This is a genomic window from Bradyrhizobium algeriense, assembly GCF_003062295.1.
Taxonomy (GTDB): domain Bacteria; phylum Pseudomonadota; class Alphaproteobacteria; order Rhizobiales; family Xanthobacteraceae; genus Bradyrhizobium; species Bradyrhizobium algeriense.
This window is the reverse complement of the sequence record NZ_PYCN01000007.1, coordinates 57,167-76,700: the sequence shown is the minus strand read 5'-3', so window position 1 is coordinate 76,700 and position 19,534 is coordinate 57,167. Positions and strand designations below refer to the sequence as shown.

The 19,534-nt window shown below is 63.0% G+C and carries 21 protein-coding genes and 1 pseudogene; 12 read left to right on the top strand and 10 right to left on the bottom strand.

Features of this window, described 5'->3' with window-relative positions:
* Positions 1-18: 18 nt before the first annotated feature.
* Entirely contained in the window at positions 19-1,368 is a 1,350-nt protein-coding gene (gene pcaB, locus C7G61_RS16255; protein ID WP_108515891.1) for a 3-carboxy-cis,cis-muconate cycloisomerase, read from the bottom strand.
* 224 nt (positions 1,369-1,592) lie between these two features.
* On the opposite strand from pcaB, the gene C7G61_RS16250 reads away from it, so the two are divergent.
* A complete protein-coding gene (locus tag C7G61_RS16250; RefSeq protein ID WP_108515889.1) occupies positions 1,593-2,375 on the top strand; it encodes a GntR family transcriptional regulator in 783 nt (260 codons plus the stop codon).
* 83 nt (positions 2,376-2,458) lie between these two features.
* Here the strand turns inward: C7G61_RS16250 and C7G61_RS16245 are convergent, their stop codons facing one another.
* The gene (locus tag C7G61_RS16245; RefSeq protein ID WP_108515887.1) at positions 2,459-2,908 is read right to left on the bottom strand and encodes a YbhB/YbcL family Raf kinase inhibitor-like protein; all 450 of its coding nucleotides are present in this window, start codon (positions 2,906-2,908) and stop codon (positions 2,459-2,461) included.
* 203 nt (positions 2,909-3,111) lie between these two features.
* Between C7G61_RS16245 and C7G61_RS16240 the strand changes: the two genes are divergently transcribed.
* Positions 3,112-4,119, top strand: coding sequence for a ribonuclease Z (locus C7G61_RS16240; protein ID WP_108515884.1), 1,008 nt, complete (start codon positions 3,112-3,114; stop codon positions 4,117-4,119).
* A 23-nt stretch (positions 4,120-4,142) separates the two neighbouring features.
* Positions 4,143-5,285 (top strand): CapA family protein, encoded by a 1,143-nt coding sequence (locus tag C7G61_RS16235; protein ID WP_108515882.1) that lies wholly within the window; start codon positions 4,143-4,145, stop codon positions 5,283-5,285.
* A 110-nt stretch (positions 5,286-5,395) separates the two neighbouring features.
* Here the strand turns inward: C7G61_RS16235 and C7G61_RS16230 are convergent, their stop codons facing one another.
* Positions 5,396-5,653 (bottom strand): hypothetical protein, encoded by a 258-nt coding sequence (locus tag C7G61_RS16230; RefSeq protein ID WP_057853656.1) that lies wholly within the window; start codon positions 5,651-5,653, stop codon positions 5,396-5,398.
* 258 nt (positions 5,654-5,911) lie between these two features.
* On the opposite strand from C7G61_RS16230, the gene coaD reads away from it, so the two are divergent.
* The 6 genes from coaD (at position 5,912) to C7G61_RS16200 (ending at position 10,720) form a co-directional block, all read left to right on the top strand.
* Complete coding sequence (gene coaD / locus C7G61_RS16225) at positions 5,912-6,409, top strand: pantetheine-phosphate adenylyltransferase (protein ID WP_108515880.1); 498 nt, start codon at positions 5,912-5,914, stop codon at positions 6,407-6,409.
* Between the two features lie 61 nt (positions 6,410-6,470).
* On the top strand, positions 6,471-7,013 hold the full coding sequence (locus C7G61_RS16220; protein ID WP_108515877.1) for a peptidylprolyl isomerase: 543 nt from the start codon (positions 6,471-6,473) through the stop codon (positions 7,011-7,013).
* A 4-nt stretch (positions 7,014-7,017) separates the two neighbouring features.
* The gene (locus C7G61_RS16215) at positions 7,018-7,452 is read left to right on the top strand and encodes a hypothetical protein (RefSeq protein ID WP_190241844.1); all 435 of its coding nucleotides are present in this window, start codon (positions 7,018-7,020) and stop codon (positions 7,450-7,452) included.
* Positions 7,428-7,892 carry a peptidylprolyl isomerase gene (locus tag C7G61_RS16210; protein WP_108515875.1) on the top strand — a complete coding sequence of 155 codons (465 nt, stop codon included), beginning with the start codon at positions 7,428-7,430 and terminating at the stop codon, positions 7,890-7,892. The genes C7G61_RS16215 and C7G61_RS16210 overlap by 25 nt, the downstream gene beginning before the upstream one ends.
* Positions 7,893-8,023: 131 nt before the next feature.
* The gene (gene queA, locus C7G61_RS16205; RefSeq protein WP_108515873.1) at positions 8,024-9,100 is read left to right on the top strand and encodes a tRNA preQ1(34) S-adenosylmethionine ribosyltransferase-isomerase QueA; all 1,077 of its coding nucleotides are present in this window, start codon (positions 8,024-8,026) and stop codon (positions 9,098-9,100) included.
* A gap of 318 nt (positions 9,101-9,418) precedes the next feature.
* Entirely contained in the window at positions 9,419-10,720 is a 1,302-nt protein-coding gene (locus C7G61_RS16200) for a PQQ-dependent sugar dehydrogenase (RefSeq protein WP_108515870.1), read from the top strand.
* 98 nt (positions 10,721-10,818) lie between these two features.
* Here the strand turns inward: C7G61_RS16200 and C7G61_RS16195 are convergent, their stop codons facing one another.
* The 5 genes from C7G61_RS16195 to C7G61_RS47420 all read right to left on the bottom strand — a co-directional run bounded on the left by C7G61_RS16195 (position 10,819) and on the right by C7G61_RS47420 (position 15,467).
* Positions 10,819-11,844, bottom strand: a complete 1,026-nt coding sequence (locus C7G61_RS16195; RefSeq protein WP_108515867.1) for an aspartate-semialdehyde dehydrogenase — start codon at positions 11,842-11,844, stop codon at positions 10,819-10,821.
* 254 nt (positions 11,845-12,098) lie between these two features.
* Positions 12,099-12,701, bottom strand: a complete 603-nt coding sequence (locus C7G61_RS16185; protein WP_108515862.1) for a PepSY domain-containing protein — start codon at positions 12,699-12,701, stop codon at positions 12,099-12,101.
* Between the two features lie 278 nt (positions 12,702-12,979).
* Complete coding sequence (locus tag C7G61_RS16180; RefSeq protein WP_108515859.1) at positions 12,980-13,714, bottom strand: TetR/AcrR family transcriptional regulator; 735 nt, start codon at positions 13,712-13,714, stop codon at positions 12,980-12,982.
* Positions 13,715-13,847: 133 nt separating this feature from the next.
* Positions 13,848-14,939, bottom strand: a complete 1,092-nt coding sequence (locus tag C7G61_RS16175; RefSeq protein WP_420836763.1) for a patatin-like phospholipase family protein — start codon at positions 14,937-14,939, stop codon at positions 13,848-13,850.
* Between the two features lie 165 nt (positions 14,940-15,104).
* Positions 15,105-15,467 (bottom strand): DUF1214 domain-containing protein, encoded by a 363-nt coding sequence (locus C7G61_RS47420; RefSeq protein WP_244608319.1) that lies wholly within the window; start codon positions 15,465-15,467, stop codon positions 15,105-15,107.
* Positions 15,468-16,102: 635 nt separating this feature from the next.
* Here C7G61_RS47420 and tgt point away from each other — a divergent pair.
* Positions 16,103-17,251, top strand: a complete 1,149-nt coding sequence (gene tgt / locus C7G61_RS16160) for a tRNA guanosine(34) transglycosylase Tgt (RefSeq protein WP_108515855.1) — start codon at positions 16,103-16,105, stop codon at positions 17,249-17,251.
* Here the strand turns inward: tgt and C7G61_RS16155 are convergent.
* On the bottom strand, positions 17,248-18,477 hold the full coding sequence (locus C7G61_RS16155) for an MFS transporter (RefSeq protein ID WP_108515852.1): 1,230 nt from the start codon (positions 18,475-18,477) through the stop codon (positions 17,248-17,250). The genes tgt and C7G61_RS16155 overlap by 4 nt on opposite strands.
* A gap of 55 nt (positions 18,478-18,532) precedes the next feature.
* On the opposite strand from C7G61_RS16155, the pseudogene C7G61_RS47220 reads away from it, so the two are divergent.
* A pseudogene (locus tag C7G61_RS47220) lies at positions 18,533-18,778 on the top strand (Ada metal-binding domain-containing protein); the annotation flags it as partial.
* Positions 18,779-18,823: 45 nt separating this feature from the next.
* Positions 18,824-19,147 (top strand): helix-turn-helix domain-containing protein, encoded by a 324-nt coding sequence (locus C7G61_RS47215; protein WP_338026088.1) that lies wholly within the window; start codon positions 18,824-18,826, stop codon positions 19,145-19,147.
* 69 nt (positions 19,148-19,216) lie between these two features.
* Here C7G61_RS47215 and C7G61_RS16145 read toward each other — a convergent pair whose 3' ends face one another.
* Positions 19,217-19,432 (bottom strand): hypothetical protein, encoded by a 216-nt coding sequence (locus tag C7G61_RS16145; protein WP_108515848.1) that lies wholly within the window; start codon positions 19,430-19,432, stop codon positions 19,217-19,219.
* Between the last annotated feature and the right edge of the window lie 102 nt (positions 19,433-19,534).

Here is a 19,534-nt window from a genome sequence, read left to right as displayed (position 1 = left end):
CAGTGTTGATTGTTTTGTTTATCGTTTGATTTGACGCGCGAGCACGCGGTCCACCATCGCCCCGGCCGTTCCGAGATAGTTGGACGGTTCGCACAAGGCGGCGAGCCGATCGTGGGGCAGGGCGGATGCGATCGCCGGACGCCGCAGCAATGCCTCAAGGAGCGCGTCGCCACGGTCGAACGCGTCGCGGCAGGCGGCATAGACCTCATCATGCGCGAGCTGGCGGCCAAGCACGGGCGCGAGCCCCATCATGACCGCCTCGGCGACGATCAGCCCGCGCGTGGAATCGAGGTTTCGCTTCATCGCCGCCTGATCGACGATCAGGCCCGAAAGCATGAATTGCGCCTGCGCCAGCGATCCGGACGTGAGAAGACAGACTTGGGGCAATGCGAGCCATTCGCAGTGCCAGGGGCCCGTGGCGCGCTCGAGATCCTGCACCATGGCGTCGAGCATCAGCGAAGCGGCGTCGCGGGACATCTTTGCGTTGGCCAGCAGAATTTCCGACGAGATCGGATTGCGCTTCTGCGGCATGGTAGAGGACGCGCCGCGATGCGAGGAGAAGGGCTCGAATACCTCGCCGATCTCGGTCGCCATCAAGATCATGACGTCATAGCCGATCTTGCCGAGCGCGCCGCAGATCACGGCAAGCGTCTGAACCAGTTCGACCAGCCCGTCGCGGGCGACGTGCCAGGTGATGTCAGGCTCAATGAGACCGAGGGCGCGCGCGTAGCCGGCGCGCACATCCAGTCCACGTTTGCCGAGTGAGGCCAGCGTACCCACTGCGCCGCCGAGCTGCGCCTGAAGCGCGCGAGGCTTGGCTTGTTCGAGCCGATCGGCCGAGCGCTGCAGCGCCGAGAGCCAGATCGCAACCTTGTGCCCGAACGTGATCGGGAGGGCCTGCTGAAGATGGGTTCGCCCTGCCATCGGCGTGTCGCGATGGAGGCGGGCGAGACCGGCGAGCGTGGCCATGACCTCGGCGAGCTGGGCTTCGATCAGCGCCACCGCTTCGCGCAGTTGCAGCACCGTCGCCGTGTCCATGATGTCCTGGGTGGTCGCGCCCCAATGCACGTAGCGGCCGGCTTCGCCCAAGTGCTGCGAGAGCTGGCGCACCAGGCCGACGATGGGATAGCCGACGTTCTCGGTGTCGCGTTTCAACTGCTCGCTATCAAGCACGATCATCGGAGCCTGGCGCGCGATCTCCCGTGCCGCCTCCTGCGGAATCACGCCGGCTTCGCCCTGGGCCACGGCAAGCGCCACTTCGGCCTGCACATAGGCCCTGAGCTGAGCCTCGTCGGAAAACACTGCCCGCATGGCCGGCGTCGAGAACACGTCGCGATAGAGGACGCTGTCGAAGATGGTGCTGGCCATGCGCCTGTTTCACTCGCCGTTAATATGTACGGCCATATGATTAATACGTACAAATTTGTCAAGCGCGGATGCGGGGCCGCCGAAGCCGTGCTAGAGCCTTTTCGGTTCTGATGGGTCAGAACCGGGCTCTAGATTCTTGTTTTGACGCGTTTTCTTGACGCCAACCGGTGTCCACTTCGCTCGAAAACGCTATAGGGAACGCCCCACGCCGAGAACTGTTCGACATGCCAATTTACGAGGATATCGCCCGCGATCTGCTGGAGGCGATCCACCGGGGCCAATACCCCGTCGGCGGCATGATACCGACCGAGCTGGAGCTTGCCGCGCGCTACGATGTCAGCCGGCAGACCGTGCGTGCGGCGATGCGGCGGCTCACCGAACTCGGGGCGGTTTCGCGCCGCAAAGGTTCCGGCACGCGGGTTGAGACGCGCGAACGTCCGCAGGAGAGTTTTCAGCAGACGCTCGGCTCATTGAGCGATCTCGTGGCGCTGGCTGCGGCGACGGATCGCGACATCAGAAGCATCGACACCGTCGTGATGGATCGCAAGGCGGCGCGGCGTTTTGGTTGTCAGCCGGGCTCGCGCTGGCTGCGGATCGCCTACGTCCGCGCATCGACAAAGCCTAAGAGTCCGCCATTGGCCTGGGTCGATTGCTATGTCGAAGAAAGCTATGCGGATGCCGTGAGCGATATCCGGAAGGATCGCCGCCTGGTCTGCGACATGATCGCGGACAGTTACGGCGTGATCGCCTCCGAAGTGCACCAAACCGTTGCGGCGACCGTGATCCCGAACGAGTTTGCCAAGGCGCTGGGAGCGGAAGCGGGGTCGCCCGCGCTCGAAGTTATCAGGCGATACCTGGATTCGCAGGGCCGCCTGTTCGAGATATCGGAAAGCACCCATCCAGCCGGCCGATACGTGGTGACATCGGTGCTGAAGCGTGTCGGCAAGCCGGAAGCAGCAGGCAGAAGCGCGACGCGACCGTCCGGCAAGACGAAATCGCGCCCCTGAGGCAGGCGGAAGAATTCGCGCAAGCATAAGTATCGGGGCCGACGGGAAACGGGAACGATGGTCAGAACGCCAATTCTGCCGGCCTATCTCTCGTACTGACCGACGAGGATAGCTTCTGCGATCGTGTGCTGACGCGCCTCTCGCTCAATTTCACGGCAGGACGCATCGGCTTTTGCCGGAAGATGGTCCGTCGAGAGGGCGAGCAACCGGAAATGATAATGATGAGGTCCATGGCCATGAGGTGGACACGGGCCGCCATAGCCCACTTTCCGAAAATCGTTGACCGCCTGCTTCATTTTCATGTTCTGCGCGGCGCCGTCCGCAAGCTCCGTTAGCACTGGCGGAAGATCGTAGACCGCCCAATGATGCCATGTGCCAGCGGGCGCATCGGGATCGTTGCACAGCAGGACGAAACTTCGCGTTCCGGCCGGCGCGCCGGACCATTGCAAGGGCGGCGACAAGTTTTCTCCATCGCAGGTGAAGCGTCGAGGAATGGCCGCTTTGTCGGCGAAGGCGTTTGAAACGAGCTTCATGGCTGTCTCCATCAGGCTGCAGGAGATACCGGCTCGGGCCTGGCGAGCTCTCCCAGATGCAAAATCAGGTAACTCTTACTAGATCCGGGAAGTTCATCGCACATGGACCAAAATCGGGCCCGCAAACAAAAGGGGCTTTGCGCGGTTAAACCAGAGTGACGCACAAGATGCGTGGAAAACCCGCTGCGGCGGAGTAGCTTGCGATGCGACCGATCTTCCATCCGAGCCTCGTCAACGGTCGCTATGGCGACCCGACGATCTATGTGGAGACGCTGTTCGAAAAGCACAGCCTGCTGTTCGATGTCGGAGAAATCTCTTCTCTGTCAGCGCGGAAGATACGACGTGTCGACCAAATCTTCGTCTCGCATGCGCATATCGATCATTTCGTTGGCTTCGACCATCTGCTCCGTTTGCTGGTCGGGCGCGAGAAAACGGTGCAGCTCTACGGTCCGCCCGGCTTCGCGGAGCGGGTCTTTCACAAGCTTCAGGCCTATCGATGGAATCTGGTCGAAACCTATCCTTGCGATCTTGTTTTCGTTGTGAGCGAATTCGAAACGCCGAGTTCCATGTCCTCCACGCGGTTCCGCCTGAAGAAGGCGTTTGCCGCGGAGCCATCAGTCTCGCACAAAAACCTTGCCGGCGTGCTCTGCGACGAGCCGACCCATCGCGTGTCGGCCGCGATCCTTGAACACGGCACGCCCTGCCTTGCCTTTGCCCTGCAGGAAGCGGCGCATGTGAACATCTGGAAGAACCGATTGTCGGAGCGCGGACTTCCCGTTGGTCCGTGGTTGCGCTCCCTCAAGAAGGCCGTTGTCGAGCATCGCGCAGACGATCATTTGGTCCATATCGACGGACCGGCGACGTCGGATGATCGTCTTGTACCGCTTGGCAGCCTGCGCGATCTCTTGACGGTCGCTGCCGGTCAGAAAATTGCCTATGTTACCGATGTCGCCGACACGCCGGCCAATCGTGCCGCCATCGTAGCGCTCGTTGAGCACGCCGACATCCTCTTTATTGAGGCCGCCTTTGCCGGAGCGGACGCCGGATTGGCGAGGGACCGGGGCCACCTTACAACCACGGCTGCCGGAGAAATTGCGCGGGAGGCCGATGTGCGCCGCGTCGAGCCGTTTCACTTTTCTCCGCGCTATTCGGGAGAGCAGGAGCGGATGCTGGCCGAGGTGATGGCAGCATTCGCGGGATCCCACGCCTGACGCGGACACCGGAGCAGTATTTCATGCCCGCGGAAAGACAATTACCGGCTGCGCACCGGAACTCGGTGCGGCTCTTTCTATGCGGAGATGTCATGTGCGGCCGCGGTATCGACCAGGTGCTGGCGCATCCCTGCAGCCCCGAGATTTACGAACATTACATGCGATCGGCGGAGAGCTACGTGCTGCTCGCCGAGCAGGCAAACGGGCCCATTCCACGGCGCAACGGGTCGTCCTATGTTTGGGGTGCTGCATTGGACCAACTGGAGCGGATGCAGCCTGACGCGCGGATCATCAATCTCGAAACGGCTGTCACCCGCAGCAACGACCGCGCGCGCAAGGGCATCAACTACCGCATGAGCCCCGAGAATGCAGAATGTCTCGCGGCCGCCAAGATCGACTGCTGTGTATTGGCTAACAACCATGTGCTCGACTGGGGCCGCGCCGGCCTGCTTGAGACGCTGACGACCCTGCAGAAACTCAACGTCAAGGCGACAGGCGCAGGACGCAACGATCGCGAAACGCGCGCACCCGCGGTGCTTAACCTTGTCAAAGCGCGGCTCCTGATCTTTTCGTTCGGATCGACATCGAGCGGCATTCCGCTCGAGTGGGCTGCGACGCCAGACGCTCCAGGCATCAACTTGCTGCCTGACCTGTGCGAGGCGAGCGCGTTGGAGGTCGCTGACCAGGTCATGGCGCGGAGGAGGCCGGGCGATCTCGTCGTCGTTTCGATCCATTGGGGATCCAATTGGGGATATCACATTCCGGATCAGCAGGCGATTTTGGCCCGGGCCCTCATCGACAAGGCAGGCGTGTCGATCGTTCACGGGCATTCTTCGCATCATCCGAGAGCGATCGAAATCTATCGAGATCGTCTCATTCTCTATGGCTGTGGCGATTTTCTGAACGACTATGAAGGGATTCCTGGTTACGAGCGCTACCGTGACGACCTCGCGCTGATGTATTTCGCCGATCTGGATCCGGCTAGCGGATGCCTCCATGCGCTCAAACTGGTTCCTCTGCAGATCAAGAACTTTCGGCTCTCCATTCCACCGTGGCGGGACGTTGAATGGATCCAGCAGAGACTCGATCGGGAATGTCAGAAGTTCGGGACAAGGGTCATCTTTGATGCCGAACGGCAGCTCGTAGTGGCTTCAGCTACGGGTTAAGCGCCACCGATTGAGCGGTAACGGCGTTAGAACGCCAATGGCGAGCAGGGGGCATCCCTGCTCGCCATTACTGCGATTCCTTGGAGGTAGTCGGAACGAAATCTGCGCCGTTACGGGGTGCGGTCGGCGGTAACCAGGCGGGCTTCCCGGACCACCGACTTGGAGCCGGCGGCGCGGAGGCAGGATGCCTCGAAATTCGGCCAGGCCTGCTGCGAGCAATCCTTGCCGACGGTGCGGATATCCAGGCGGTCACCCTTGGCAAGCGCCTGCGGCACGCTGGCTTCGACCTGGGGGGCAAAGCCGGGCAGCACGGTCAGCGCGGCAGCAATGAAGGCAGCAGCAGCGACTGCGGAAAAAGCCTTGATCATGACGGTCCCCTGTCACGGGCCTTTGCGGCCCGTCGTTTCGTTGGGTGGACTTGTAGCCAGCGCAAGTTTCCGGCCGTCTTCACCGGCCGCGAAAATGGTTTCGTCGGGGCCGAGTTTTGTTTCGTCGGCCAGTGGCTGACGAAACATTGGCGGCTCGCCCAGGGAGACGCCCGGGGCTCATGGTTCATTGGCCGATCCGGGCCGGCAGGGAACCGGGTTCGGCTTGCCGGGCCGCCCGGGTCGGGGTAGAGGGGGTCTATGCCCCGTATCGCGCTCTATCCCGGTTCATTTGATCCCATCACCAACGGCCATCTGGACGTGCTCCGGCACGCCGTGACGTTGTGCGACCGCCTGATTGTCGCCATCGGTGTCCATTCCGGCAAAAAGCCGCTGTTTTCGACCGAGGAGCGGCTGGACATGGTTCGGGCGGTATGTGAGCCGATTGCGCAACAGGCAGGCTGCGCCTTCGACTGCACCACCTACGACAACCTCACCGTCGCCGCTGCGCGGCAGGTCGGCGCTACGATCATGATTCGCGGGCTGCGCGACGGAACCGATATGGATTACGAAATGCAGCTCGCCGGCATGAACGAGGCCATGGCGCCGGAGGTGCACACGGTATTCGTTCCGGCGTCGCCGGCGGTCCGCCCGATTACCGCCACGCTGGTGCGCCAGATCGCCGGAATGGGCGGCGACTTCTCCGCCTTCGTGCCGCCCCAGATTGCCGCGAGCCTGAAGGCCAAGTTCTCGCAATAGTGTTCTCGCAATAGCGCGCTCACCGCATCCGTCGTCCACTACCTCTCGATCCGGAGCTTTCATGATCCGAATTCTCGCCGTTCTCGCCGCGCTGTTCCTTGTGGCTCCCGCGATCGCCCAGCCACTGCCCGCCAATCTCGACAAGGCGAATGCGATCGTGATCGACACCACCAAGGGCCGCATCGTGATCAAGCTGCGGACCGACATCGCGCCCCAGCATGCCGAGCGCATCAAGCTTCTGGCGCGCGAGGGCTATTACAACAACGTGCCGTTCCATCGCGTGATCGAGGGCTTCATGGCGCAGACCGGCGACGGCAAGAATTTCAACGGCACCGGCGGTTCGAAACATCCGAACCTGGCGGCCGAGTTCTCCAACGTGCCGTTCAAGCGCGGCATCGTCGGGATGGCGCGTGCGAGCGATCCCAACTCCGCCAATTCGCAGTTCTTCATCATGTTCGCCGAAGGCGCCTCGCTGAACGGGAAGTACACCGTGGTCGGCGAGGTGGCGTCGGGCATGGATGTGGTCGACAAGATCAAGCGCGGCGAACCTGTGGCCGATCCCGACAAGATGGTGAAGGTGCAGGTCGCATCCGACGTCAAGTGAGGCGATGATTTCGGCGCGCCGCAAACCGTCTGTCTGGTTTGCCGCCGCTCTCGTGTGGCTTGCATCGGCAGCGCAGGCCCAGCCGGAGCAGCTCGACACCATCAAGGACGTCTTTGCCAAATTGTATTCGTGCTGGCGGCCCCCGCCGGCCTCGCGCGCCAACCCGATGGACATTACGGTTATTGTCAGTTTCAACCGCGAAGGCGCCATTCTCGGTCAACCAAGGATTACCTATGAATCCGCAAATGCCGGCGATAACGACCGGATCGCGTACCGAATTGCCGTAATGGAAACATTGCAACGCTGTGCGCCGTTGCCATTTACCGAGGGACTGGGCGGTGCGGTCGCCGGCCGGCCTTTCGCGGTCACTTTCAGAACCCGCAAACGTCCACCCAAACCTGAAGAGAAAAGAGCATGGCTGATACAGAAAATACTTTGATTCTTGAAACCACCCAGGGCCCCGTCACCATCGAAATGCGCCCCGATCTGGCGCCGGGCCATGTCGCCCGTATCAAGGAACTGGTGCGCGAGGGATTTTACGACGGCATCGTGTTCCACCGCGTGATCGAAGGCTTCATGGCGCAGACCGGCTGCCCGCACGGCACCGGCACCGGCGGTTCCGGCCAGAAGCTGAAGGCCGAATTCAACAAGGAACCGCATGTGCGCGGCACCACCTCGATGGCCCGCGCCGCGAGCCCGGATTCCGGCGACAGCCAGTTCTTCATCTGCTTCGACGACGCCTCCTTCCTCAACGGCCAGTACACGGTCTGGGGCAAGGTCACCTCGGGCATGGAGAACGTCGACAAGATCAAGCGCGGCGAGCCGGTGCAGAATCCGGACAAGATCGTCAAGGCGCGGATGGCCGTCGACGCGGCGTAGTCGCTGCTTGTCATTCCGGGGCGCATCGAAGATGCGAACCCGGAATCTCGAGATTCCCCGATGCGCAATTGCGCATCTGAGGTTCACGCTTCGCGTGCCCCGGAATGACGCTAGGTGAGGCGCACCGCGCCATGCGCACCGATCTCTTCGACTTCGAACTCCCCGCCACGAGCATCGCGCTGCGGCCCGCGAGCCCGCGTGATGCTGCGCGCATGCTGGTCGTGCAGCCGGATGGCGTGTTGTGCGACCGCACCATCTCCGAGCTTCCGCAATGGCTGCAGCCCGGCGACCAGCTCGTTGTCAACGACACCAAGGTGATATCAGCCCAACTCAAAGGCCGCCGCATCGGCCGCGAGACCGAGCCGAAGATCGAGGCGACGCTGATCAAGCGGCTGGACGGCTCGCGCTGGCGCGCGCTGGTCAAGCCGGCGAAGAAGCTCGCGCCCGGCGACATCGTACGCTTCGGCAATGAAGGCAAGGTCTGCCTGCTCGGCCATCTCGACGCCGAGGTCGAAGCCAAGGGCGACGAGGGCGAGATTACGCTGTCGTTCTCGTTTCATGGACCGGCGCTGGATCAGGCCATCGCCGATCTCGGCACGCCGCCGCTGCCGCCCTACATTGCGTCGAAGCGCACGCCCGACGATCGCGATGCCGCCGACTACCAGACCATGTTCGCGGCGAATGAAGGCGCCGTCGCGGCGCCGACCGCGGGGCTGCATTTCACGCCCGGCCTGGAGGCGGCGCTGCGCGGCCGCGGCGTCGAACTGCACCGGCTGACCTTGCATGTCGGGGCAGGGACCTTCCTGCCGGTCAAAGTGGAGGAGACCTCCGAGCACCGGATGCATGCCGAGTGGGGTTCGATATCGGCCGATACCGCCAGCGCCTTGAACGCCGCGCGCGGCAAAGGCGGGCGCATCATCGCCGTAGGCACCACGTCGCTGCGGCTATTGGAGAGCGCCACGACCGAGGACGGCACCATCCAGCCGTTCGACGGCGAGACCTCGATCTTCATCACGCCGGGCTATCGCTTTCGCGCGGTCGATATCCTCTTGACCAATTTCCATTTGCCGCGCTCGACGCTGTTCATGCTGGTGTCGGCCTTCTCAGGGCTCGACACGATGAAGCAGGCCTATGCGCATGCGATTGCGGCGGGGTACCGGTTCTATTCCTATGGGGACGCCTGCCTGCTGTTTCGCAGGTCCCATTGAGGCAAAATGCCGGGCGTCCTGCTGCAGTGCCGCCAACACGGACGGCCCGCAGCCACGCTGGAAAAAAAGCCCGCCGATGCGGCGGGCTAAAGGTTCAGGGAGGAGGCGCTCTGACAATAAAGCGCCACTATCTGTCTCTTCGATTCGGTTGCTGCCGCCAAGATCGTATAACTACCGGCTTCCAAGCATATCGCGTGCGCTGTTGCGCCGTTGCAACCATGCGGGTGCGCGGCATGCGTCGGCGTCTTCGTGCCTCGACGGCGAGGTTCCAACGGTTCCTGTCGTCGGATAGGGTGCGCGCATCATCTGGAGAACTTCATGAACATGTCGGGTATTTTTGCGCGCGTCGTCGCGCTGATCGGCGCCGTTGCGCTTCAGTGGCGGCGACTGCAGGGAGCAGCGCCCGCGCCCGCCTGGGGCAACGCGCCGGCGATTCCGGAGGCGAAGCCGCAGGGCGCCATCCCGACGCTCAAGATGCCGACGGCTCAGGGCTGGAGCGAAGGGCAGAAACCCACCGCAGCACCCGGGCTCAAGGTCAATGTGTTTGCGAAAGACCTGGACCACCCGCGCTGGATCAACGTGCTGCCCAATGGCGACGTGCTCATCGCAGAATCGACGCAGATCGCCGGACCGCCCAGGAGCGTGTTCCACTATGCGATGCAGGCGACGATGCGGCGCGCCGCAGCGCTCGGCGTCAGCGCCGACCGTATCACCTTGTTGAGGGATCGTAACGGTGACGGCGTTGCCGAAGGACGCGGAATTTTCATGGAAGGGCTGAGCCAGCCGTTCGGCATGGCGCTGGTCGGCGACACCTTCTATGTCGGCAACACCGATGGCGTGGTCGCCTTTCCGTATGTGGCGGGCGCGGACCGCATCACCGCCGAGGGACGCAAACTCGTGTCGTTCAAGCCGAACGGACACTGGACGCGGAGCCTGCTGCCGAGCGCGGACGGCAAGAAACTCTATGCCGGCGTCGGCTCGCTCAGCAACATCGCCGAGAACGGTATGGAAGTGGAGGAGGGCCGCGCCGCGATCTATGAGCTCGATCTGGCTGGCGGCACGAGCCGCATCTTCGCCAGCGGGCTTCGTAACGCCGTGGGCCTCGCATGGGAGCCCAACACAAGCATGCTCTGGACCGTCGTCAACGAGCGCGACGGCCTCGGCGACGAGACGCCGCCCGACTATCTGACTTCAGTGCGCGACGGCGGCTTCTATGGCTGGCCCTATTGCTACTGGGGCCAGACGGTGGATGACCGCGTGCCGCAGGATCCGGCCATGGTCGCGAAGGCTATCCAACCGGACTATGCGCTCGGCGGCCATACCGCCTCGCTCGGTCTGTGCTGGATGCCGTCAGGCACGCTTCCCGGTTTTCCGGACGGCATGGTGATCGGTCAGCACGGCTCCTGGAATCGCAGCACGCTGAGCGGCTACGCCGTCGTCTTCGTGCCATTCGAGAACGGGCGTCCCTCGGGTCCGCCGCGGGATATTCTGACCGGGTTTCTCGCGCCCGACGAGAAGGTCTCCTACGGACGACCGGTCGGCGTCACGCTCGGCCCCGACGGCTCGCTGCTGGTGGCTGACGATGTCGGCAACGTCATTTGGCGCGTGACGGGGGCGTAGCTGCCGTAGGTGGGCAAAGCGAAGCGTGCCCACCACCACGAGCCGAGTGCTTGATGGTGGGCACGCTTCGCTTTGCCCACCCTACCGATCCCGCCGCCTTACGCCATCGCGGGTTGCGGCAGCAATTCCGCGATCTGGATCGCGTTGAGCGCCGCGCCCTTCAGGAGCTGGTCGGCCGACACGAACATCGAGATCGAGTGGCCGCTAGCATCGCTGAGATCCCGACGGATACGGCCGACCAGGACGTCGTCCTGGCCTGACGCATCGATCGGCATCGGGAAGTAGTTCCTGGCGCGGTCGTCGACGATCTTGACGCCCGGTGCGTTGGCCAGGATCGCGCGCACGTCATGCTCGGTGATCGGCTTTTCGCATTCGAAGGTGATCGCCTCGCAATGGGCGCGCAGCACCGGGACGCGGACGCAGGTGACGCCGATCGCGATCTTCTCATCCTCGAAGATCTTGCGCGTCTCCTTGATCACCTTGGTCTCTTCGTCGTTGTAGCCGGTCTCGGGATCGATTGCCGTGTTGTGGCTGAAGACGTTGAACGCGTAGGGAAGCGGGATGACCTTGGGCGTGAACGGCCGGCCGTCGAGATAAGCGCGCGTCGATTCCAAGAGCTCTTCCATCGCCGCCGCACCGGCGCCGCTCGCCGCCTGATAGGTCGACACGATCATGCGCTTGATGCGGTTTTGCTTGTGGATCGGCCACAGCGGTACCAGCGCCGTGATCGCAGAGCAGTTCGGAACGGCGATGATGCCCTTGTGCTCGCGGATACGGCCCGCGTTGATCTCGGGGATCACCAGCGGCACGTTCGGATCCATCCGGAAGGCCGAGGAGTTGTCTACCACGACGGCGCCGGCCTTCACCGCTGCGGGGGCGAACTTGCGCGAAATGGCCCCGCCGGCCGAGAACAGCGCGATGTCGACGCCCTCGAACGACTTTTCGGTGAGCTCCTCGATCACGATCCTCTCACCGCGGAAGTCGATGGTTTTGCCCGCCGAGCGGGCGCTGGCCAGCGCCTTGAGCTTGCGGACCGGGAAGGCGCGCCTGTCCATGGTGGCGATGAATTCGGCGCCGACCGCGCCGGTTACACCGGCAATGGCTACAACGGGTTCGTGGCTCACGGGTCTATCCTCTTTGGTTGAGCATCATGGCTTGCGGGCAATAAAAAAGCCCCGGTCCTTTTCAGGCGGGGCTTCGGTTCAGATAATGCGATCGTTCGACTACGCGCGCACGGCTCCCGAGCCCCCGGAGGGTGCTTTGGTTTTCGCGGTCGCTTTGGTCGAAGTCGTCATGGCGCGGACTTATGCGGCAGACAAGCGTCGCCGTCAACGGGTTTTGGCCCTATCCGGGCTGCAGCGGGGTCAGACGAGCCCCGTCATCGCCGCCTTGCGGCGCCAGGAGGCTTGAGGATTACCTCCTTCAGGTCGCTGCCACTCATGACGACAATCGCGAAATTCAGCCGGCTGTGTTCGCGGATCAGGCCGCCGCTGATGGCCTTGCCGGCTGCCGCCTGCTCGGCCACGCGAACGGCATCCGCCAGGCGGTGCCGGATCGTTCTGAGTGCAACGAGGTTGCTGCGGTCCTCGGCATCGAGCTCCTTCAGGGGCAGGGCGGCTTCGCCGCCGACGATCTTGCCGGTCGTGGCGTCGATGGCGTGGTGCCAGATGCGGTCGTTGTGAAGGGTCTTTACCCGGTAGACCGGTGAATCCGATGCGCCGTCGAAGCTGACATCGGCGGTCGTCGCGCCGGCATGCAGGGCTTCGGCAATGGCCATCGCCTGGCTGAGCGAGATCGCCGAGCCACGGAAGAGCTCAAGCTCCCGGTTGACCGCCTGCTGGCCGGATGCAGCGCTCCCCTCGGCCTCATTGCGGAGCGAGGTCGGCTCGCCGCTCGACGACGCGACAGCATAGACCGGGGCAGGGAGAATGACCGCCACCAGGGCGGCTGCAAGCAACTGTCTCCACCAGGGCGCACGCATGTTTGCGTCTCCATCCTTGAGCCTGTCTCTGCCGGCGCACGGGCCGGATCGTCTCGAAAGAAAGCGCGGCCGACCCCTTGGAGGCATACGGGTCGGCCGCAGAACGTCGCAAACGGGACTGTACCGCCGTTTGCGGCGATCGAAGCGGCGCGAGCCCCGCTGGGACTGGAAAACAGGACCCGCACTTCGCTTATAACAAAACCATACCGTATCGTTTTGTTTCGGTCAAGGATGCCGCCGTGCCGCAACCCACGTGAAACTCCGTTCTCACGGAATTGTCAGCGGGAAGGGCGCCGCCTGATGGTTCCTTTGGACTGAACGCGGCTCGATGGCCCAAGCGCTCCGGCCAGGAACAACCTGATCGCCAAGCGCATGCGTTTTTCGGCGGACTTCATTTCCAGCGGCGTTCCGAACGTCGCCATGCGGTGCGTGTGACCAACGACCACGTCGAGAAAGACCTCCGCCGCGATGCCGGTATCCTCGACGTCCATAGCGCCTTGTGCGACCAAACGATCAAAGAAGCGCGCGGTCGTGGAAACGGCTTTCAACCAGCCTTCTTCTTTGCCAAGTTTGGCAATGTCGGGAAAGTTGATGGCCTGTGACGTCATCATGCGGCTGAACGCGACGGCATCGGGTCCGCAGGTGAACGTCAGCATCTCGCGCCCGACCTCTATCAGGCGCTGCTCGACCGAAATGTCCGAGGAACGCGTGATCTGCGCCTCTGCCGCTTCAGCAAGCGGAGCAAGCCAGCGCGCAATCTCGCGCCTCAGCACTTCCGCAAAAAGCCCGCGCTTGTCGCCGTAGCGCGAATAGACGGTGGGCTTGCTGACCCGGGCTGCTTCCGCAACCGCATCAAGCGAGGTCGCGTCGTAGCCCCGGTCCAAAAAAAGACGGGTGGCAACGTCGATCAGCCGCTGATCGCGCTCGACGGCGGCGCTCTTCGTCGGCCGGCCGCCGCGCGACTTCGGGACGTCTCGTTTGGCCGGTCTGGCTTTGGTCGCAGTCAATCCCATGCCCGTTGATTCCTGCGCGGTCGTGAAACTCCTCATTGCTCTATAACGCGCAGTAAGAGGGGCGTCATCGCCAATCTGGCCGAATTGGCCATATCGTCAACGGTCCAGGAAGGCCGTTCCGCTCCTGCGTGGCTCACGGAAGCGTCGAGGTCCAGGCCCGGCCCGACGCAGCCTTCTCATAACCATGCTGATAAAGCGCGCGCATATAGGCGGTGTCGAAGCCTTCTGAGCGCGACGCGGGATAGTCGCGCTCGATATAGGACAGATGGAAGCCCCACCGATTGCGCTTGGCGAAATCGTAGGTCGAGAAGATCACCGAGCGCGTCTGGGACTGGGTGATCGACGACAGGCTGCGTGAGGCAACATCGAGCGTGCTGTTGGACACGAGCTCAAACGTTCGTTCCAGCTTCTTGTTGACGAGGATGTAGATGTTCATCCGGCTGTTTCCGGGCAGATGGCCCTGGAAGAGCAGGGCATCCGGCAGCGTCAGGACCGGAGCGGTCACGCCGCCATCGACATGCATCTCCTCAAAGCGCCGGCCCTGGCCCTCGGCTTCGATCAGGATGGGCGGGAAGACCAGGGGAATGCTGGCGGAGGCCGCCATCACGTCGCGAAACAGGCGCAGCGCCTCGGGCGAACCGACCGCGGCGATTTTCCCCATGTCCCAAACGACCGTGCGTTGGGTGTCGAGATCGGTCGTCACCACGAGCAGTTTTCGGCCCCTGGCATTTTCGCGTGCAACGGCGGTCAGGATCTCCGGCCCGACATAGCGGGCCACCAGCTCGCGCAGTCGCTTGTTGCCGAACAGGCCGGATCCGAACAGCACGCGGATGATGCTGGGATCATCGAGCAGGCTCGAAGCTATGCCGCTGGTGTAGACCTCCCTCAGCGTGTCGTCGTATTGGGAGCCGAGAAACGCAAAGGGCGCAATCAGGCCGCCGGTGCTCACGCCTGAGACGACCGAGAAGGTCGGACGGGTGCCGGCCGCGGTCCAGCCGTTCAGCACGCCCACGCCATAGGCGCCATCGGCGCCGCCGCCGGAGAGCGCGAGATAGGTCCTGGTCGAGGAGCGGTCGTCCTTCTCGAAACGGAATTTTGTGACGGGTTCGTCGGCGTAGCGCCGCAGCCCGTCGATATCGAGCACGCGGGAGCCGGAGGCATCCGCAGCGCTGTAGGGCGTCCGCGGCAGGGACGTGCAGGTGGCCAGCGCGAGGCTGCACAGCAAGACGGCTGACCTGAGCAGGCGTGAGCCTGTCCTCCTGATCCGGCGGTCGGAGAGGATTGATCCAGTCAGGAAAGAGAGGGAGGGCATTCGCCGCCAGTCACCATACACACGCACTTGCCGCCGCCGGCCTCATCGCTAGCGCCGCTTCGTGCCCCGTTCATAAAACTATACGGTATCGTTTTGTTTAACAAGCGGGAAGCTGAGGCGCCTGGGCGGCTCAGTTGTGTGCGGCGTGGGACACGGGCTGCTCCGGAGCGCGCACTGGTGGCGCCGTAGGCGGTCTCCACTGACCGTCGAGGATGGGCTCCCCGCCCAGTAGGCGCGAATGTGAAGCGAGAACTGGCCACTCGCGGGTAGCCAGTTGCTCTCCCTGTCTACGCCCGGCGATTTGGCGCCGGCGTACAGCGTCAGCGAACCGTCCTGACATTGAACATTCCCTTCGCAGGGAATGTTGGCAGCCGCTTTCTTTGCGCGGGTGGTGTAGAGGTCGAAGAAGGCAGCGCCGGACTGACCGGGCTTTTCGCCCACCCATACGCGCTTTTTAGTGTTACCTGGCGCTTGAGCGCCAGGTTGCCGGTTCGCAGGGAGGATTATTCCACGATCCTCCGGCAAACTGGCCAACGTCTGGAGCCCGGATGCAGTGAACGACGCGGGAGGGATGGATGACTGCGCGGTTTTTGTCGTACCACGCCGCCCTGGTGCCTGAGCCCCGGGTTGCCGGTTCGCAGGGAGGATTATTCCACGAACCTCCGGCAAACTGGCCAACGTCTGGAGCCCGGACGCAGTGAGCGACGCGGGAGGGATGGATAACCGCGCCGTTTTTGTCGTACCACGCCGCCATGGCTGGACTAGCGAACATTGCCGCGGCGATCAGTCCTATCGAAACAAGCTTACTCATTTGCGCGTCTCCATATGATATCAGTGATTGAACGATTGCGACGATGCACATCATCAACTGTTGATCTATATCAACCTCGTTCCCGAATACGGCGGCTGATGACCGCTCTGGTCAATCGCTACTGAAATGGGGTATCCGCTGAGGCAAAGTGCCGAGTTTTATTCAATAGCAAGGGAGCTCGAGTGCTTCCGTGTTGGGCACCAAGCGTCACATTTCATCCACCAGGCGGTTGATTGGCCGTTCTCGGCACGCAATAAGCAGCGCCATGAGTCTTCCTAATCAGAGTCTTCCCAATCATTTCGAATTGCTCGCCACCAATGGTACTGCGCGCACCGGCCGCCTGACCACGCCGCACGGCGTGGTGAATACGCCGGCCTTCATGCCGGTCGGCACCGCGGGTGCGATGAAGGGCATGCACTGGCGCGAGGTGCGCGATGCCGGCGCCGATATCGTGCTCGGCAACACCTATCATCTGATGCTGCGGCCAGGCGCTGAGCGGATCGCCGCGCTGGGGGGCTTGCAGACTTTCACCGGTTGGAACGGCCCGATGCTGACGGACTCCGGCGGCTTTCAGGTGATGTCGCTGTCAGACCTGCGCAAGGTGAGCGAGAAGGCCGTGACCTTTCGCTCGCATATCGACGGCGCCAAGGTCGAACTGTCGCCGGAGCGTTCGATCGAGGTGCAGCGGCTGCTCGGCGCCGACGTCGCCATGCAGATGGACGAGTGCGTGCGGCTGCCGGCCGGGCGCGAGGATATCGAACGCGCGATGCGGCTGTCGCTGCGCTGGGCGGAGCGCAGCAAGCGGGCGTTCGAGACCGCGCCCGAAGGCTACATGCTGTTTGGCATCGTGCAGGGCGGCGACATTCCCGAGATGCGCCATATCAGCGCGCGCGAGCTAACTGACATTGGCTTCCACGGCTACGCGATCGGCGGCCTTGCGGTCGGCGAGCCGCAGGCGGTGATGCTTGCGATGATCGAGGAAACCGCGCCGGCGCTTCCTGTGGACCGCCCGCGCTATCTGATGGGCGTCGGCACGCCCGAGGATTTGCTGGAGGCGGTGGCGCGCGGCATCGACATGTTCGACTGCGTGATGCCGACCCGCAACGGCCGTCACGGCATGGCGTTCACCCGCTTCGGCCAGATCAATCTGCGCAACGCCCGCCATGCTGACGATCCGCGGCCGCTCGATGAGGAAAGCGAATGGCCGGCGACGCGCGACTATTCCCGCGCCTATCTGCATCATCTGGTCAGGTCGGGCGAAACGCTCGGCGCCATGCTGCTGTCGGAAATCAACGTGGCGTATTACCAGCACCTGATGCGGGGCATGCGCGAAGCGATTTCACAGGGAATTTTTGCTGACTTCCGCGAACGCACGCGCGCTGACTGGGCGAAGGGCGATATACCGCCGCGCTAGGGCGAAGTCGCCGGAGCGCGTGTGGACCTCCGGCCAAGCAGGATAATGACGGCTGCCAGAAGTTGAAGCGGGGCAATGAGCGCGAACGGAAACTGATAATCGGCTGTCGTGTCTCGCATGGCGCCAATGACGGCCGGTGCGAATGCAAATACCCCCTGATTGATGGCGACAATCAGCGCCACCGCGGTGGCGACATCCTCGCGTTCGAACTCCTTCTGTACGATCAATGGTGGGAGTGAGGTCAGATTGCCGATGCCGAGACCGAACAGAACGCACCCAAGCGTGAGACCCATCCATCCGCTGGCGAAAATCAACAACAGGACACCGCCGATCTGCACGGCAAAGTTGGCGGCAGCCGCGAACCGGCGATCATGCTCGCCGATCCACTTGCCGGCCGCGGTCCGGCCAATGACGGCACATACCGTCGCCAGGCTGACGAGAAACCCGGCATGCTCAATTCCAAGCTCCGGCGTAAGACGAGCCACCAGGTGGGCCAGCAGGCCGATCTGGGCGAAGAGTCCGAGCGAGAAAGCTGCCGAAATCGTGATGAAACGCGCGGATCGAACGATCTCGATGCGCGTCCGTCTCTGCTCCGGCCTCGCTCCCGCCTGATGCGAGGCGTCGCCGTCTGGCGCCAGCCCCATGTCCTCAGGGGATTTGGTCAGGAACCTGACGCAGAGGTACGCGACTGTGGCGACCATGCAGCCACCGATCAGGAGCGCGGCGGACGGAAATCCGATCGATCGTATCAACCAGACCCACAGCGGCACGAACAGCACGCCGCCGACGCTGGCGCCGTTGAACGCAAGTGCTGTCGCCATCGGCCGGTCGCGATCGAACCATCTTGCCACGATGGCGTTCAGTGCTGCGCCGCTCGTTAAGGCCCAGCCAGCCCCGCTTGGGATTGCCGCGGCGAACAACTGCCACGGCTCGCGCGCGCCGGACCACAGGATCAGGCCGGCCGCCGTGAGGACTGCGCCAAGGAACGTCGTTTTGGCTATTCCAAGCCTGCGATGTATCTCGGGCAAGCAGGCAATGACGATAGCGCTGAGCAGGAAGTGGCCGGTGACGGCCAACGAAATCTGCGAGATCGGCCAGCCCCGCGTTTCGTGCAGCGATTGAAGAAACACGGAAGGGCCGTAGAATCCGATGCCCCAGGCAAACACGGCGATTACGAACGCCGACCAGGCAACTGACCATCCAAAGAACCGGCTCGCGGCGACCATTGTTTCCGTTTTCCCGAAACATAAGATGGATACGAGGTAGCATCAGGAGTGCGCGTTGGCTCGCCGCAATCGGACTCGGTCGTCGGCAAGAACCAGGGTCGGCAATCTGGACGTAGCAACCTGCGAGAGGGCGCGCGTCAGCCGCGATCGACGATTTGACGGTCGGTTCTTCTCAGGCGTCAGGACAACGCGCATCTACTGTCGTCCGGTCTGCCCGGTTCGCCCCGCGAAGGCGGAAAACGTGTCGTTTTATCCATCGGCAGCGGCCGCGGAGCGCGCTGGATTTCGGCCGTGCCTGCGTTGCCGGCCAGAGACGGCGCCATTCTCTCCGGCATGGAAGGGTTCATTGGCGACCGTCGAGCGCGCGGTCCGGCTGATCAATCAAGGCGCACTCGATCGCGCGCCGGTTGAAGTGTTCGCGGCCAGCCTTGGCGTGGGCGCGCGGCATCTCACCCGATTATTCGACAAGCATCTCGGCGCCAGCCCCGGTCAGATTGCCAGGACGGCACGCGTACAGCGGGCGAAGCGACTTTTGGATAATACCAAACTGCCGATGATCGAGATTGCGATGCTGGCGGGCTTCCGCAGCCTGCGTCGCTTCAATGCGGTCTTTGCAGAAGTGTACAAGCGTCCCCCGACCGAAATTCGGAGGGCGCAGCGGAACGGTTAGAAATCTTGGGATCAAAAAACAAACGCGCGCCGAATGGGCGCGCGGTGACATCGCTTCGACAGTTTTAAGTCAATTACAGGCGAACCTCTTGACCGAATGTTTGGTCACGAACCCGTAACCGCAGGTGTCGCAGGTCCAGAGATAGCTGATCACGTTGTCGTTGAGGTAGGCGGAAGCTTCCGCAGCCACCATGGTATCAGCGCACACAGGGCACGTCGGCAAATCACAGCCGCGCGGGTCGGGCTTATACGCTACGGTCGACAGGATTTCAGCTATAGCTGGCATCGTGACCCTCCTTCGCGATCTGAACTTCTGGGGACCTCTGGCTCAGTTCGCGACGAAAGTATAACCAAAACCCTTGACGATGTCGCAACACAAATGAGTTGA

Excerpts from the sequence above, each read along its gene's own strand:
- pcaB (WP_108515891.1), bottom strand. The coding sequence starts at position 1,368 with ATGGCCAGCACCATCTTCGACAGCGTCCTCTATCGCGACGTGTTCTCG.
- C7G61_RS16250 (WP_108515889.1), top strand. The coding sequence starts at position 1,593 with ATGCCAATTTACGAGGATATCGCCCGCGATCTGCTGGAGGCGATCCAC.
- C7G61_RS16245 (WP_108515887.1), bottom strand. The coding sequence starts at position 2,908 with ATGAAGCTCGTTTCAAACGCCTTCGCCGACAAAGCGGCCATTCCTCGA.
- C7G61_RS16240 (WP_108515884.1), top strand. The coding sequence starts at position 3,112 with ATGCGACCGATCTTCCATCCGAGCCTCGTCAACGGTCGCTATGGCGAC.
- C7G61_RS16235 (WP_108515882.1), top strand. The coding sequence starts at position 4,143 with ATGCCCGCGGAAAGACAATTACCGGCTGCGCACCGGAACTCGGTGCGG.
- C7G61_RS16230 (WP_057853656.1), bottom strand. The coding sequence starts at position 5,653 with ATGATCAAGGCTTTTTCCGCAGTCGCTGCTGCTGCCTTCATTGCTGCC.
- coaD (WP_108515880.1), top strand. The coding sequence starts at position 5,912 with ATGCCCCGTATCGCGCTCTATCCCGGTTCATTTGATCCCATCACCAAC.
- C7G61_RS16220 (WP_108515877.1), top strand. The coding sequence starts at position 6,471 with ATGATCCGAATTCTCGCCGTTCTCGCCGCGCTGTTCCTTGTGGCTCCC.
- C7G61_RS16215 (WP_190241844.1), top strand. The coding sequence starts at position 7,018 with ATGATTTCGGCGCGCCGCAAACCGTCTGTCTGGTTTGCCGCCGCTCTC.
- C7G61_RS16210 (WP_108515875.1), top strand. The coding sequence starts at position 7,428 with ATGGCTGATACAGAAAATACTTTGATTCTTGAAACCACCCAGGGCCCC.
- queA (WP_108515873.1), top strand. The coding sequence starts at position 8,024 with ATGCGCACCGATCTCTTCGACTTCGAACTCCCCGCCACGAGCATCGCG.
- C7G61_RS16200 (WP_108515870.1), top strand. The coding sequence starts at position 9,419 with ATGAACATGTCGGGTATTTTTGCGCGCGTCGTCGCGCTGATCGGCGCC.
- C7G61_RS16185 (WP_108515862.1), bottom strand. The coding sequence starts at position 12,701 with ATGCGTGCGCCCTGGTGGAGACAGTTGCTTGCAGCCGCCCTGGTGGCG.
- C7G61_RS16180 (WP_108515859.1), bottom strand. The coding sequence starts at position 13,714 with ATGGGATTGACTGCGACCAAAGCCAGACCGGCCAAACGAGACGTCCCG.
- tgt (WP_108515855.1), top strand. The coding sequence starts at position 16,103 with ATGAGTCTTCCTAATCAGAGTCTTCCCAATCATTTCGAATTGCTCGCC.
- C7G61_RS16155 (WP_108515852.1), bottom strand. The coding sequence starts at position 18,477 with ATGGTCGCCGCGAGCCGGTTCTTTGGATGGTCAGTTGCCTGGTCGGCG.
- C7G61_RS16145 (WP_108515848.1), bottom strand. The coding sequence starts at position 19,432 with ATGCCAGCTATAGCTGAAATCCTGTCGACCGTAGCGTATAAGCCCGAC.